Origin of the sequence: Lacimonas salitolerans (assembly GCF_042677865.1) — a bacterium.
In the GTDB taxonomy this organism is placed as follows: Bacteria; Pseudomonadota; Alphaproteobacteria; order Rhodobacterales; family Rhodobacteraceae; genus Lutimaribacter; species Lutimaribacter salitolerans.
The window spans coordinates 20,310-33,390 of sequence record NZ_JBHUDD010000041.1 but is presented as its reverse complement, the minus strand read 5'-3'; the positions used below and the strand labels follow the sequence as shown (position 1 = coordinate 33,390).

Annotated in this window: 14 protein-coding genes; 1 reads left to right on the top strand and 13 read right to left on the bottom strand. The window is 66.4% G+C overall.

The window, feature by feature from the left end:
* Positions 1-6: 6 nt before the first annotated feature.
* The 8 genes from murB to thpD all read right to left on the bottom strand — a co-directional run bounded on the left by murB (position 7) and on the right by thpD (position 6,872).
* Complete coding sequence (gene murB, locus ACFTOW_RS05595; RefSeq protein ID WP_379913926.1) at positions 7-939, bottom strand: UDP-N-acetylmuramate dehydrogenase; 933 nt, start codon at positions 937-939, stop codon at positions 7-9.
* A 92-nt stretch (positions 940-1,031) separates the two neighbouring features.
* Positions 1,032-1,280, bottom strand: coding sequence for a DUF2484 family protein (locus ACFTOW_RS05590; protein WP_379913924.1), 249 nt, complete (start codon positions 1,278-1,280; stop codon positions 1,032-1,034).
* Positions 1,277-1,531: a DUF2484 family protein gene (locus tag ACFTOW_RS05585; protein ID WP_379913922.1), complete on the bottom strand. Its 255-nt coding sequence runs from the start codon at positions 1,529-1,531 to the stop codon at positions 1,277-1,279. Before ACFTOW_RS05585 ends, ACFTOW_RS05590 begins: the two co-directional genes overlap by 4 nt.
* A gap of 58 nt (positions 1,532-1,589) precedes the next feature.
* Complete coding sequence (locus tag ACFTOW_RS05580) at positions 1,590-1,817, bottom strand: hypothetical protein (protein ID WP_379913919.1); 228 nt, start codon at positions 1,815-1,817, stop codon at positions 1,590-1,592.
* Positions 1,818-1,911: 94 nt separating this feature from the next.
* A complete protein-coding gene (gene murC / locus ACFTOW_RS05575) occupies positions 1,912-3,324 on the bottom strand; it encodes a UDP-N-acetylmuramate--L-alanine ligase (protein ID WP_379913917.1) in 1,413 nt (470 codons plus the stop codon).
* Between the two features lie 100 nt (positions 3,325-3,424).
* Positions 3,425-4,525 carry an undecaprenyldiphospho-muramoylpentapeptide beta-N-acetylglucosaminyltransferase gene (gene murG, locus ACFTOW_RS05570; protein WP_379913915.1) on the bottom strand — a complete coding sequence of 367 codons (1,101 nt, stop codon included), beginning with the start codon at positions 4,523-4,525 and terminating at the stop codon, positions 3,425-3,427.
* Between the two features lie 70 nt (positions 4,526-4,595).
* Positions 4,596-5,765 (bottom strand): putative lipid II flippase FtsW, encoded by a 1,170-nt coding sequence (gene ftsW, locus ACFTOW_RS05565; protein ID WP_379913913.1) that lies wholly within the window; start codon positions 5,763-5,765, stop codon positions 4,596-4,598.
* Positions 5,766-5,927: 162 nt separating this feature from the next.
* The gene (gene thpD / locus ACFTOW_RS05560; RefSeq protein ID WP_379913911.1) at positions 5,928-6,872 is read right to left on the bottom strand and encodes an ectoine hydroxylase; all 945 of its coding nucleotides are present in this window, start codon (positions 6,870-6,872) and stop codon (positions 5,928-5,930) included.
* 142 nt (positions 6,873-7,014) lie between these two features.
* Here thpD and ACFTOW_RS05555 point away from each other — a divergent pair, with 142 nt between their 5' ends.
* On the top strand, positions 7,015-8,184 hold the full coding sequence (locus ACFTOW_RS05555; RefSeq protein ID WP_379913908.1) for a BaiN/RdsA family NAD(P)/FAD-dependent oxidoreductase: 1,170 nt from the start codon (positions 7,015-7,017) through the stop codon (positions 8,182-8,184).
* Between the two features lie 43 nt (positions 8,185-8,227).
* Here the strand turns inward: ACFTOW_RS05555 and ACFTOW_RS05550 are convergent, their stop codons facing one another.
* The 5 genes from ACFTOW_RS05550 to ACFTOW_RS05530 all read right to left on the bottom strand — a co-directional run bounded on the left by ACFTOW_RS05550 (position 8,228) and on the right by ACFTOW_RS05530 (position 13,052).
* Entirely contained in the window at positions 8,228-9,055 is an 828-nt protein-coding gene (locus ACFTOW_RS05550; RefSeq protein WP_379913906.1) for an MBL fold metallo-hydrolase, read from the bottom strand.
* A 79-nt stretch (positions 9,056-9,134) separates the two neighbouring features.
* Complete coding sequence (locus ACFTOW_RS05545; protein WP_379913904.1) at positions 9,135-9,719, bottom strand: GNAT family N-acetyltransferase; 585 nt, start codon at positions 9,717-9,719, stop codon at positions 9,135-9,137.
* On the bottom strand, positions 9,719-10,981 hold the full coding sequence (locus tag ACFTOW_RS05540) for a M16 family metallopeptidase (protein WP_379913902.1): 1,263 nt from the start codon (positions 10,979-10,981) through the stop codon (positions 9,719-9,721). The genes ACFTOW_RS05545 and ACFTOW_RS05540 overlap by 1 nt, the downstream gene beginning before the upstream one ends.
* Positions 10,978-12,366 carry a threonine synthase gene (gene thrC / locus ACFTOW_RS05535; protein WP_379913900.1) on the bottom strand — a complete coding sequence of 463 codons (1,389 nt, stop codon included), beginning with the start codon at positions 12,364-12,366 and terminating at the stop codon, positions 10,978-10,980. The genes ACFTOW_RS05540 and thrC overlap by 4 nt, the downstream gene beginning before the upstream one ends.
* Positions 12,363-13,052, bottom strand: coding sequence for an SURF1 family protein (locus ACFTOW_RS05530; protein ID WP_379913898.1), 690 nt, complete (start codon positions 13,050-13,052; stop codon positions 12,363-12,365). Before ACFTOW_RS05530 ends, thrC begins: the two co-directional genes overlap by 4 nt.
* Between the last annotated feature and the right edge of the window lie 29 nt (positions 13,053-13,081).

The following is a 13,081-nucleotide window of genomic DNA, read 5'->3' as shown; positions in this document are numbered from 1 at the left end:
ATTTTGTCAAATACTGCCTGTCGGGGCTGCGTCACCAACCCTCATGATTTCCCACTCTAGCGTGATACCGCTTGAATCGTAAACCCTTTTCCGCACGTCCTCGCCCAGTGATTCGAGGTCATCCGCCGTCGCATCGCCGGTGTTGATCATGAAGTTCGAGTGTTTCTCGCTCATCTGCGCGCCCCCGCGCCGCGCGCCGCGCAGGCCCGCGTCATCGATGACCTTCCACGCCTTCAGCTCGTGGGTGTCGTCATCGCGCCCCGTGCTTGAAAACCCCGCCGGATTGCGGAACGTGCTGCCCGCGCTGCGATCGCGTGTCGGCTGGGTCGCGTCACGGCGCGCCACCTGATCCGCCATGCGCGCATCCAGCGCCTCCGGGTCGCCCTTTGCGGCCTCGAAGGTGGCGTCAACCAGCACCCAGCCCTCGGGCAGGTCGGTCTGGCGATAGCGGAAATTCAGGTCATCGGCGGTCAGGGTCACGACCTCGCCCGCCCGGGTGACGGCGCGCGCGCTGACGAACACATCCGCCACATAGGTGCCATAGCACCCCGCATTCATCCGAACTGCCCCGCCGATGCTGCCCGGAATGGTCCGCAGAAAGGTCAGGTCCAGCCCCGCCGCGCCAGCACGCTTGGCCACCTGCGCATCCAGCGCGGCCACGCCTGCGGTGACGCGGTTGCCGTCGATCTCGACCCCGTTGAAGCCTCGCCCCAGACGGATCACCACCGCGCGGATGCCGCCGTCGCGCACGATAAGGTTGCTGCCCACACCCATCGGAAACACCGGCACCGAGGGATCAATCGCTGCCAGAAACGCCTGCAAATCGGCCAGGTCGGCGGGTTGGAAAAACCAGTCCGCAGGCCCGCCCACGCGCAGCCAAGTCAGATCGTTCAAGGGTCTGTCGGGGGTCAGCCTGCCCCGCACCTGCGGCATCTGCATCGTTCTTCTCCGCTTTGTTCAGCGCCGTGGCAATTCAGCGCCCCGCCCGACGAAAGGGCAGAGGTAGGGTGGGTGCCAACCCACCCCGCCCGTCATCCGCCGATCCGCCCGCGCACCCATCGCGCCAGATAGATCACCGGCCAGCGCAGCACGCTCATCCCTGCAAGCATCACCAGCAGGCCGATCCAGGGGCCATGCGCCCATGTCACCCAGCCCAGCAAGGGGATGCCCAGCACAATCAAGGCATAGGCCCGCGCCCAGTGATTGTCACGCGAGGGGATCATCGCCGCGACATTCGCCGCCACCAGCCAGAGACAGCACAGGATCAGCGGCACGCTCATCCCGGCAACTCCGGCCTTTGGCCACGCGCACGCCGCCACAGATAGCGGATCGGGTTGCGCATCATCGACACGAAGGCCGCCAGCGCCGCCAGACCGGCCAGCACGCCATGGGTCAGCCCCAGCCAGACGATCAGCCCCAGACCCGACAGCAGCAACAGCGCACCGGGCGTGTACTGCCGCCGCACCGGCAGCATCGCCACCCCGACACCGGCCAGCACCCAAAGGATGCACGCGATCAGGACCGGGCTCATGCCCCTCTCCCGATCGGTGGTGAACTCATGCAGTCAGGTTGATCCACCAGGCGCCCCCTTACAAAAACACACGCAGGATCAACCCGCGCACCGGTCCGGCCAGGATCACGCCGCCACCAAGCGCTGCCAGAGCGCTGCCCGCCGCCTGCGGATCGGCCTGATAATGCAACGCCAGCAGCGCCGCCGCCGCAAGCGCAAAGGCCCAGACCAACCGCCGAAACAGGCGCGTGACGGCAAACAGCGCCATCAGCACGACAATGCCTACGATCGCCCAGCCCCACGTCATCGCGCACCGCCCATCCGTAGGGTGGGTGCCAACCCACCGCCGAAGAGTGGCGTTTCACTGCACCACCCCATGACCACGGACCGCAGCACCGGCCCTACCCCGCCTTGGCCATCAGGCGGGCGGGCAGGCCGTTGGCCCAGGCGCTGATCGTGCCCGCGCCCAGACAGACCACCATATCCCCCGGTCCGGCCTGTTCGCGCACGAGGCGCTCCAGGTCATCCTCGTCGCGGATGGCGCGGGCGTGGCGGTGGCCGTGGCGGATCAGCCCGGCCACCAGATCGTCGCGGCTGGCCCCCGCGATGGGGTCTTCACCGGCGGCAAAAACATCGGCGATGGCCACCACGTCGGCCTCGTTGAAGCAGGCGCAGAAATCGTCGAACAGGCTCGACAGGCGGCTGTAGCGGTGCGGCTGGTGAACCGCGATCACACGGCCTTCGGTCGCCTGCCGGGCCGCGCGCAGCACGGCGGCGATCTCGACCGGGTGATGGCCGTAATCGTCGATGATGGTCACGCCCTCCACCTCGCCCACGCGGGTGAAGCGCCGGTTGACCCCGCCAAAGGCGGCCAGCGCGGCGCGGATCTCGTCCAGCTTCATGCCCAGGTGCCGCGCCACGGCGACGGCGGCCAGCGCATTGCTGACGTTGTGATCGCCCGGCATCGGCAGGGTGCAGCCGTCGATCCGTGCGCCCTCGGCCTGAAGCGCGATGTCGAAATGCGCCACCCCCGCCTTGTAGGTCAGGCCCACCGCGCGCACATCGGCCTGCGCGTTGAAGCCATAGGTCATGACCCGCCGGTCGGTGATACGCCCGACAAGCGCCTGTACCTCAGCATGATCGGTGCAGCACACAGCCAGACCGTAGAAGGGGATGTTCGACACGAAATCGTAAAAGCCCTGCCGCAGTGCATCGAAATCACCCCAATGCTCCATATGCTCGGGGTCGATGTTGGTGACGATGGCGATGGTCGCGGGCAGGCGGTTGAAGGTGCCGTCGCTCTCGTCTGCCTCGACCACCATCCATTCGCCCTGCCCCATCCGCGCGTTGGAGCCATAGGCGTGGATGATCCCGCCATTGACGACGGTAGGGTCGATCCCCCCCGCCACCAGCAGTTCGGCCACCAGCGTGGTCGTGGTGGTCTTGCCATGGGTGCCCGCCACCGCAATGTTGGATTTCAGGCGCATCAGTTCCGCCAGCATCTCGGCCCGGCGCACCACCGGCAGACCGCGCAGCCGCGCGCCGTCCAATTCCGGATTGCCCGGCTTGATCGCCGAGCTGATCACCACGACCTCGGCGCCCTCAAGGTTCTCGGCGCGCTGACCGACATGGATGCGCGCGCCCAAACCCTCAAGCCTTTCGGTGATCTTGCTGGATTTCAGGTCGCTGCCCTGCACCGAATAGCCGTGGTTCAGCAGCACCTCGGCGATGCCCGACATGCCGATGCCGCCGATGCCCACGAAATGGATCGGCCCCACATCGGTGGGAAGTTTGGTTGCCGCTGCTGCGCTCATCTGCCTTCGTCCTTGTTTTTGCACCCCGGCTGCGCGGGGCCTGTCCGTTCCGTCGTGCCGTTCGCAGTGTAGGGTGGGTGCCAACCCACCTTCCCCCGCATCAGGCCTGATAGCCCGCCAGCCGTTCGACCAGCGCAACCAGTTCCTCTGTCGCCTCGGGCTTGCCCACCGACTGCGCCGCGCGGGCCATCTGGGCCGCACCCTCGGGCTGGCCCAGCACCAGGTCCAGCTGCTCGGTCAGCACCTCGACCGTCAGCCGCGCCTCGGGGATCACGATGGCCCCGCCCGCCTCTTTCAGACCGCGCGCATTGGCGGTCTGGTGATCGCCTGTCGCCGCGGCATAGGGGATCAGGATCGCTGGCCGCCCGATCACGCTGATATCCGCCACGCTGGATGCGCCCGAGCGGCTGACAACCAGCTGCGCCTCGGTCATCCGGCGCGGCACGTCCTTGAAGAATGGCTGAACATCCGCGTCGATGCCGTTCTCGGCGTAAAAGGCCGCCACCCTCTCGGCATCTTCGTCGCGGGCCTGGTGGCTGACGCGGATATGGCGCAGCATCTCCATCGGCAGGGCGGCGATCGCGGGCGGCACCACGTCCGACAGGATGCGCGCGCCCTGGCTGCCGCCGATCACCAGCAGCGACATGGGATAATCGCCCGGCGGGATGTAACCCGCATGCGCGCGCTCCAGCACGGCGGCACGCACCGGGTTGCCGGTGTGCAGCCCCTCGACCCCCTCAGGCAGGTCTGTGGGCCAGGTGCCGCAGGCCACCGCATCGACCCGGCGCGCAAAAAGGCGGTTCACCCGCCCCAGCACGCCGTTCTGTTCATGGATCATGCGCGGACGCCGCAGCGCCCAGGCCGCCACCAGCGCCGGGATGCTGGGATAGCCGCCAAAGCCCACCACCACGTCGGGACGGTCGCGCAGCATCGACACGCAGGCCGCAAGCACGCCGCCCGCGATGCGGAACGGCACCGCCAGTTTCGCCAGCGCCCCGCCGCGGGCAAAGGTGGCGCTGCTGATCTGCACGATCTCGACCGTATGGGGAAAGCCGCCGGTATAGCGCGCGCCGCGCGCATCCGTGCTCAGCCTGACGCGCCAGCCGCGACGCAGCATCGCCTCGGCCAGGGCCTGGGCCGGGAACATGTGCCCGCCGGTGCCCCCGGCGGCAATCACCAGCAATGGTCGGCGTTCCGTCATGTCCCACCTCCGTCTACGAACCTGCCGCGCCGCATAGCGCGCGCAGGCCCACGTCGCAATGCCGCCCGCCTCAGCGTGCGCGCCCGGCGCGCAGGATATCGCCGATCTCGCCCTGTGGACGGGTTCGGGTAAAGGCCAGAAGCATGCCCACCGCGATCCCGCCCGCGATCAGGGACGATCCGCCATAGCTCACGAACGGCAGGGTCATGCCCTTGGCCGGCAGCAGCCGCACCGCCACGGCAATGTTGATCATCGCCTGCATGCCGAACATCACCGCCAGCCCGCAGCCCGCCAGCCGGATGAACGGGTCACGTTCATGCATCAGCCGCAGGAACGAGCGGATGACGACGCCGCAATACAGCGCGATGATCACCAGCACCAGGATCAGGCCGTACTCCTCGGCCGCCACTGCGATGATGAAGTCGGTATGCGCGTCGGGCAATGACCATTTCACCTGCCCCTCGCCCACGCCGACGCCGAAAAACCCGCCCTCGCGGATCGCGTTGGTGGCATAGCCAAGCTGCGTGGTCGGGTCCACGTCGGGCGACAGGAAGCCGTCGATGCGGCGCGCGAAATGCTCGGAATTGTTATAGGCCACCGTGCCCACCAGCACCACGCCCGCCGCCATTGCCAGCAGCAACAGCATCGGTGCTCCAGCCACGAACCACATGACGCCCCAGCCGAACAGCACCAGCGCCGCCTGACCGAAATCGGGCTGCATTGCCAGCATCGCCACGATCACCAGCGTCATGCCAAAGGACCACATCCGCCCCGGAGGACCGTTGATGTCCTGACTGGCCGCCATCATCCAGGCCGCCACGACCACGAAACCGGGTTTCAGGAACTCGGACGGCTGCAAGCTGGCAAACCCCAGCGAGTACCAGCGCACCGCGCCCTTGCCGAAATCGGTGCCAAAGAACGGCAGCAGCGCCATCGCCACGAAAGCGGCGACAAATCCCAGCACCGCGAGGCGCCGCACCACCGTGGGCGTCATCATCGAGGTGATCAGCATCGCCACCAGCGCCAGCCCGCCAAAGAACGCCTGCCGCTGGACGTAATGAAACGCCTCGAACCCGTTGCGCGCCGCCAGCGGCGGCGAAGCCGCAAGCCCCAGCAGCATCCCGATCCCGAACAAGATCAGGATGCAGGTCATCGTCCATTTGTCCACCGTTCTCCACCATTTGGGAAGAACCGGTTCGCCATCCCGCACAGGGACCGCGCCGTAAACCATTTCTGTCATGGGTGCACCGCTCGCTGCCTCATGGTCGCCCCTTTGCGGGGTCTGATGCCCGAGTTTAGCAGGTCCACCCCCCGGTGGGAAGCGTCCAGTCGCACAGCCCATCCAGACATTTGCCCGGGATCGTCACCATCGGGCAGCCCGTCCGGATGGGCCGGGGCCGCCTCAGGCGTCGGTCAGCGATGTTTGGCGCGTGCGGATCGCCCTGGGGGGTTCGCGATTGGCCAGAAAGGCCGGGCGCGGGTTTGACGCCGCATAAGGCGCGCGCAGGGCATTCGACATCGCGTTGAACACGAAAAACGCGTTCGAGCGCGGGTCAGGCGTGATATTGCCGTTCGAGCCGTGCAGCGTATTGCAGTCAAAGAAGATCACGGTACCCGTCGGCCCGCTGGCTACGTCCAACCCGTTTTCGCGCACCAGCCGTGCGATGGTGTCGTCGCTGGGCACGCCGACCTTCTGCTGCTTGAGCGAGGTTTTGTGATTGTCCTGCGGCGTCGCGCCCTGACAGGCGATCCACGTCCTGTGCGACCCCGGCACCAGCATCAGCGGACCGTTCAGTTTCGAATTGTCGGTCAACAGGACCGAGGCCGATACCGCGCGCATCCGGGGCATCCCGTCTTCGGCGTGCCAGGTCTCGAAATCGGAATGCCAGTAGAACTCCTTGCCGGTGAAACCCGGTTTGTAGTTCAGGCGCGACTGGTGCAGATAGACATCATCCCCCAGCAGAAACTGCGCGACACCCGCAAGGCGCGCATCCTCCGCCAGCCGGGCAAAGACGTCCGAATGCCGGTCCAGCCGGAAAATCGTACGCACCGCGTCGGTGTCGGGCTCGGCCACCAGATCCTCGGCGTCGATCCCGTTTCCGCTGCGGCGCAAGGCGTCGGACGTCTCGACCAGCTGCTTCAGCTCGTCATCTGAAAACAGGTTCTTGCGGATCAGGTAGCCCTTTTCATCATACTGCTCCGCCTCGTCCCGGCCGATCGGCGCATCCTCGGACCATGCCTGCCACAGGACCGGATCGCGGCGCGGCGACAAGGTTTCGCCTGTCTTCAGGCGCGTGGGATAGGCATCCGCGAAATCAAACTCCCGGGGTTTTGACCTGAGTGTCATTTCTTCCTCCTTCGTTATCAAAATCGAAGTTTTCGATGTGGTGTGATGCCTGAACAACGACCCCGCTGTGCATTGGTTCCCCTGCCCGCGTGACGGGTAGCCGCCGCTTGACGGGGCATGACCGTTCGGGCAAGGCCCCTGCATGCAGGTAAACACGCTCATTCTCGGGGCCGGCGCGGCCGGGCTCATGTGTGCCGCCCACACCGGGCCGGGCACGCTGGTCATCGACCACGCCAAGGCCCCGGGCGAGAAGATCCGCATCTCGGGCGGGGGGCGGTGCAATTTCACCAACCTGCACACCGAGCCGGGCGCCTTTCTGGGCCAGAACCCGCATTTCGCCAAATCCGCGCTGGCGCGCTACACGCAGTGGGATTTCATCGACCTCGTGGATCGCCACGGCATCGCCTGGCACGAAAAGACGCTGGGACAGTTGTTCTGCGACGACAGCGCCCGCCAGATCATCCGGATGCTGCTGGACGAGGCGGCGCAGGCCGATCTGTGGCTGCAAACCTCGCTGGCGGCGCTGTCGCACGACGGGCAGCAGTTCACCGCGATGCTGGACCGGCAAGGCGAGCGCGTGCATGTCACCGCGCGCAACCTGGTGGTGGCCACGGGGGGCAAGTCGATCCCCAAGATGGGGGCCACGGGCGCCGCCTATGACATCGCGCGGCAGTTCGGCCACGAGGTGACGGAAACCCGCCCCGCACTGGTGCCGTTTACCTTTTCCGACACGCCGTTCCAGCCGATCAGCGGCACCGCCTGCCCGGTGCGCGCGCAGGCGGGGGGCGTCAGCTTTGACGAGGCGGCGCTGTTCACCCATCGCGGCCTGTCCGGCCCGGCGATCCTGCAAATCAGTTCCTACTGGCGCGAAGGGGACGAGATCGTGCTGATCCTCGATCCCAAGGGCGTGCTTTACGACAGCCTGCGCGCCGCCCGCGCCAGCCATGGCCGCCGCAACCTGACCACCGTGCTGGCGCAACACCTGCCCGCCCGGCTGGTCGATCATCTGGCCCCGTCGCTGGGGCTGGCGGGCAATCTGGCCGATCAGCCCGACACGCGGCTGGCGCAGATCGCCGGCGCGCTGTCAGAGTGGCGGCTGCGACCCACCGCCACCGAAGGCTATCGCACAGCCGAGGTCACCCTGGGCGGTATCGACACCAACGCACTGAGTTCCAAAACCATGGGCAGCAGGCACGTTCCGGGGCTGTATTTCATCGGCGAAGCGGTGGACGTGACCGGCTGGCTGGGCGGCTACAACTTTCAATGGGCCTGGTCCTCGGCCATCGCCGCCGCCCGCGCCATCAAGCCGTAGGGTGGGTGCCAACCCACCGCCCCCTGTCACTGCACTTTCCCCGTCACTCCATGTCTTCGCGCAGGTAATCGGGACGCAGCACAACCACCGTGGGGCGGGACGGCAGATCGCGCAGTGACACGGTGACCGAATGCGCGCCTTCATCCACGATGTCGAACTCGCCCCGCATCCCTTCGATGAACGCCTGAAGGGAGCGGTCGGCAAACCAGTGCATCGGGATCACGACCGACGATTTCAGCCGGTTCAGCACCCGCAACATCGAGGGCAGATCAATCGTCATCCCGCCATCCACCGCCGCCATCACCACATCAAGACGGCCAAGGGCGGCATATTGCGCCTCGTCGGGTTCGTGGTGCAGGTGGCCCAGATGCCCGATGCACAGGCCCTCGACCTCGAATACGAAGATCGAGTTTCCGTTGGTCTCGGTCCCGCCATAGCTGCGAATGTCGGTGGGCACGTTGCGGACATACATCTCGCCCAGATCCAGCCGGTGCTCGATGCCCGCGCCAAACTCCTCGCCCCAGCCGCGCAGCACATGGGGGATCGCCGGATCGGGGTTGGGCGTCCAATGGGTGGAATGGGCGTGGTTCATCGTCACCACGTCGGGGATGAAATCGACATTGCCGATAAAGCCGGTGAAATCCGTCACCGCGCTCAGCCCCCCGGGCGTCTGGATCAGAAAGGACGCATGGGTGACATAGGTGATGCGGGCGGCGAAATCGGGCACATCCTCGCGAAAACTGGCCTTGTGCAGATATTCGATCCCCGGCGCGGCATCGGCGATGGCGATGCAATGGCTCATCCTCCGGTCCTGCGCGGTGACACTGGTGGCGGTCAGGGCAACCGCAAAGGCAAGGGCAAATCGGATCATCGGCGCATCTCCTTTGTTGACCAAAGGTAATGCGATTCCCACCGTGGTCGAGGATCACAGTCCGGTGAGGTCCGCGATTTCAGCCCGCGTCGGTGCGCCCGCGCCGGTCGGCGCGCAGGGCTGCGTATAAAACATGCGTCCGCCAGCGCCCGTTGATCTGAAGATAGCTTTGCGCGACGCCTTCATACTTGAAGCCGCATTTTTCCAGCACCCCGCGCGACGCGACGTTTTCCGGCAGGCAGGCGGCTTCGATCCGGCTCAGGCCCATGTGATGAAACGCGTGATGCGTCATGGCGGCAATCGCTTCTTGCATGAAGCCCTGCCTTGCATGCGCCTCGCCCACCCAATAGCCCAGCGTGCCCGCCTGCGCCGGACCTCGGCGGATGTTGTCCAGCGTGATCGCGCCCAGAAGGGTATGATCGTCGCGCCGGAACAGGAACAGCGGCACCGCCGTGCCGTTGGCGATGGACCTTTGCGCCCAGTAGACGCGGTTGGTAAATCCCTTGCGCGTCAGGTGATCCTCGGCCCAGGTGGGTTCCCACGGGGCCAGGAAATCTGTGCTTTCGCGGCGCAGCGACGTCCATTCGCGGAAGTCGCCGTGCTGCGGCGCACGCAGGCTCATGCGCTCGGTCTCGATCCGCACCTTGCGGCGCGAAAACAGCATCAGGCCGCCCGCCGCGCCACCAGCGCGTCCCAGTCGGGGGCCTGCGAGACGGGGCCGTACATTGCCACGGCCATCGGCGCGGTGGTGGCCATCTGCGCCGCCATCTCGCGCAGGTCGGGCAGCGTGACCGCGTCGATGCGCGCCACCACCTCGTCCAGATCGGGCACGCGGCCGCGGATCTGGATCATCCGCGCCATGCGTTCGGCGCGCGAAGACGGGCTTTCCAGCCCGATCAGCAGCCCGGCCTTCATCTGCGCGCGGGCGCGGTCCAGTTCGGCCACCGACAGGGTGTCGGCGGCGCGCTTCATCTCGTCCAGCGTCAGCGTTGTCAGCCCCGCCACCTCGTCCGCCGAGGTGCCGGCATAGATCGTCAGCATCCCGCTGTCGGAATAGGCCCCGGCCTGCGCGAAGATCGTATAGCACAGGCCGCGCTTTTCGCGGATTTCCTGAAACAGCCGGCTCGACATGCCGCCGCCCAGGGCGCTGCCCAGGATCTGCGCGGTGTAGATGCCCGGATCGGTCACCGCCGGCGCCTCGAACGCCAGCGCGACATGGGCCTGTTCCAGCACCTTGTCGACGCGCAGATCGCCGCCGTCGAACCGCGCGGGCACCACGTCGGGCGTGGCGCGGGCAGGCAGATCGCCGAACATGTCCTCGGCCATGGCCACGATCTGTGCGTGATCCACATCGCCCGCCGCCGAAAGCACCATGTTGCCCGGGCCATAATGCTCGGCCACGAAGGTGTGCAGGTCGTCGCGGCCAAAGCCGCGCACACGCTCGGCCGGGCCAAGGATCGAGCGGCCCAGCGGCTGGTCGGGATAGGCGCGTTCCTGCAACCAGTCGAAGATGATGTCATCGGGCGTGTCCAGCGCCTGCCCGATTTCCTGCAGGATCACGCCGCGCTCGACCTCGATCTCGCGCGCTTCGAACACAGAATGGCGCACGATGTCGCCGATCACATCCATCGCCAGCGGCACATCCGCGCCCAGCACCCGCGCGTAATAGGCGGTGGTTTCGCGGCTGGTATAGGCGTTGATATAGCCGCCCACGTCCTCGATCGCCTCGGCGATGTCCAGCGCGCTGCGCCGCGACGTGCCCTTGAAGGCCATGTGCTCCAGAAAATGCGCGATGCCGTTCTGCTCGGGGCGTTCGTTGCGCGCGCCGGTCAGGGCCCAGATGCCGATGGTCGCCGATTGCAGGCCGGGCATCCGCTCGGTGACGATGCGAAATCCGTTGGACAGGGTATGAAGTTGGACGCTCAAGGGGCAATACGCTCGCGGATCAGGGTTTCGATGGCTTGCAGGTCGTTGGGAACGGGGGTCAGCCGCTCAGGCCGGTCATACAGATCAGCCATGCGCGGGGGCAAGGGGGGATGAATGCCGCTGGCCGCTTCCACGGCATCCGGGAATTTCGCCGGGTGCGCGGTGGCCAGCGTGACCATCGGCACGTCGCGGTGCAGATGCTGTTCGGCCACATGCACGCCCACCGCCGAATGCGGGCACAACAGCTCGCCGGTGGTGGCGCGGAGACGCCGGATGGTGGCGCGGGTCTGATCCTCGTCGCAGCGGCCACTGTCGAAATGTTCGCGCAGGGCCTGCTGCGCGCCCTGGCTGACGCGAAAGCCACCCGCTTTCAGCTCGTCCATCAGCTGCGCCACTGCCGCGCCGTCGCGGCCATAGGCGTCGAACAGCGCACGCTCGAAATTGCTGCTGACCTGAATATCCATCGACGGGCTGATCGACGGGATCACACCATCGGGGGTATAGTCGGCACTGGTCAGGCAGCGGTGCAGGATGTCATTTAGGTTTGTCGCCACCACCAGCCGGTCGATGGGCAGCCCCATGCGCTTGGCGATGTAGCCCGCAAAGATATCCCCGAAATTGCCCGTGGGCACGGTGAAGCTGACCTTGCGATGCGGTGAACCAAGCGCCACGGCCGAGGTGAAATAATAGACCACTTGCGCCAGCACCCGCGCCCAGTTGATCGAATTGACCCCGGCCAGCCGCACGCCGTCGCGAAACTCGAAATCGTTGAACATGTCCTTGACCCGCGCCTGCGCGTCATCGAAATGCCCCTCGATCGCCAGGGCATGCACGTTGGCCTCGGGCGGGGTGGTCATCTGCCGGCGCTGCACCTCGGAGACACGGCCATGGGGGTAGAGGATGAACACATCCACCGCCTCCAGCCCCTTGAAGGCCTCGATCGCCGCCGAGCCGGTATCGCCGCTGGTGGCCCCCACGATGGTCACGCGATTGCCCGACCGGGCAAGGGCGGCCTGAAACATCTGGCCGATCATCTGCATGGCGAAATCCTTGAACGCCAGCGTGGGCCCGTGAAACAGCTCGAGCAGGAAATGCCCCTGATCCAGTTGCACCAGGGGCGCTCGGGCGGCATGGCCAAAGCCCGCATAGGCGCGTTCGATGATCCCTTGGAACTCCTCATCGGTGAAGGTGTCTCCGATGAAGGGCCGCATGATGCGGAACGCCACCTCTTCATAGGGCAGACCGGCCAGCGCGGCGATGTCGGCATGGCCCATCACCGGGATCTCGGCCGGCACATACAGGCCCCCGTCGCGGGCCAGACCGGTCAGCATCGCCTGCTCGAACGTCAGTTCGGGGGCCTGCCCCCGGGTGGATACATATTTCATTGCGCCTTGGCCTGTGTGTTGGGGCGGCGGGTCCGCCACAGGAAATATCCGGTCATCACGGCCCAGATCACGGCCAGCGAAAACCACGTCATCGCGTATTCAAGATGGTCGTTCGGGATACCGGCGGTATCCACGGGCAAGGGCGTCACCCCGGTTTCGGGAGGGGTGATCTGCCGCGCGACCACCAGCAGCGGCTGCGTATCCAGGACCTGCGCCATCTGGTCCAGATCACGGGCAAACCACGTGTTGCCCGCCACGTCATTGTCGGGCGTCGAGTCGTTGCGGTCATCCGGCCAGTGCAGGTTGCCGGTCACCGTCACCGCGCCCTGCGGCGTGGGCGGGATGGCATCGGCCACGCGGATGAACCCGCGATCCAGCAGCACGCGGCCCTGATCCGTCTCGAGCGCGGAAATCAGGCGATAGCCCGCGCCGATCTGTTTCTGGCTGACCAGCACGCGCAGCGGTGCAGTATCATCCACCTGCCCCGTTGCCTGCACCGGCAGGTAGCGGTCGGCCCGGGGGTCGGGGTCGTCGGGCAGCGAAATGGCCGGCGCGGAAATCCGCGCCTCGATATCGGACAGCAAGCCGCGTTTCCATTCCAGCCGCTGCATCTGCCATGTACCGAGGCTGACCAGCACGGCGATGCCGGCCAGTCCGAAAATCAGCGGAACGATGTATCGCAGCATCGCGGGTCTTTCGGGCTGGTTTGACGAAA

Bases quoted from the DNA above. Each gene is read 5' to 3' on its own strand.
- murB (WP_379913926.1), bottom strand. From the start codon at position 939: ATGCAGATGCCGCAGGTGCGGGGCAGGCTGACCCCCGACAGACCCTTG.
- ACFTOW_RS05590 (WP_379913924.1), bottom strand. From the start codon at position 1,280: ATGAGCGTGCCGCTGATCCTGTGCTGTCTCTGGCTGGTGGCGGCGAAT.
- ACFTOW_RS05585 (WP_379913922.1), bottom strand. From the start codon at position 1,531: ATGAGCCCGGTCCTGATCGCGTGCATCCTTTGGGTGCTGGCCGGTGTC.
- ACFTOW_RS05580 (WP_379913919.1), bottom strand. From the start codon at position 1,817: ATGACGTGGGGCTGGGCGATCGTAGGCATTGTCGTGCTGATGGCGCTG.
- murC (WP_379913917.1), bottom strand. From the start codon at position 3,324: ATGAGCGCAGCAGCGGCAACCAAACTTCCCACCGATGTGGGGCCGATC.
- murG (WP_379913915.1), bottom strand. From the start codon at position 4,525: ATGACGGAACGCCGACCATTGCTGGTGATTGCCGCCGGGGGCACCGGC.
- ftsW (WP_379913913.1), bottom strand. From the start codon at position 5,765: ATGACAGAAATGGTTTACGGCGCGGTCCCTGTGCGGGATGGCGAACCG.
- thpD (WP_379913911.1), bottom strand. From the start codon at position 6,872: ATGACACTCAGGTCAAAACCCCGGGAGTTTGATTTCGCGGATGCCTAT.
- ACFTOW_RS05555 (WP_379913908.1), top strand. From the start codon at position 7,015: ATGCAGGTAAACACGCTCATTCTCGGGGCCGGCGCGGCCGGGCTCATG.
- ACFTOW_RS05550 (WP_379913906.1), bottom strand. From the start codon at position 9,055: ATGATCCGATTTGCCCTTGCCTTTGCGGTTGCCCTGACCGCCACCAGT.
- ACFTOW_RS05545 (WP_379913904.1), bottom strand. From the start codon at position 9,719: ATGCTGTTTTCGCGCCGCAAGGTGCGGATCGAGACCGAGCGCATGAGC.
- thrC (WP_379913900.1), bottom strand. From the start codon at position 12,366: ATGAAATATGTATCCACCCGGGGGCAGGCCCCCGAACTGACGTTCGAG.
- ACFTOW_RS05530 (WP_379913898.1), bottom strand. From the start codon at position 13,052: ATGCTGCGATACATCGTTCCGCTGATTTTCGGACTGGCCGGCATCGCC.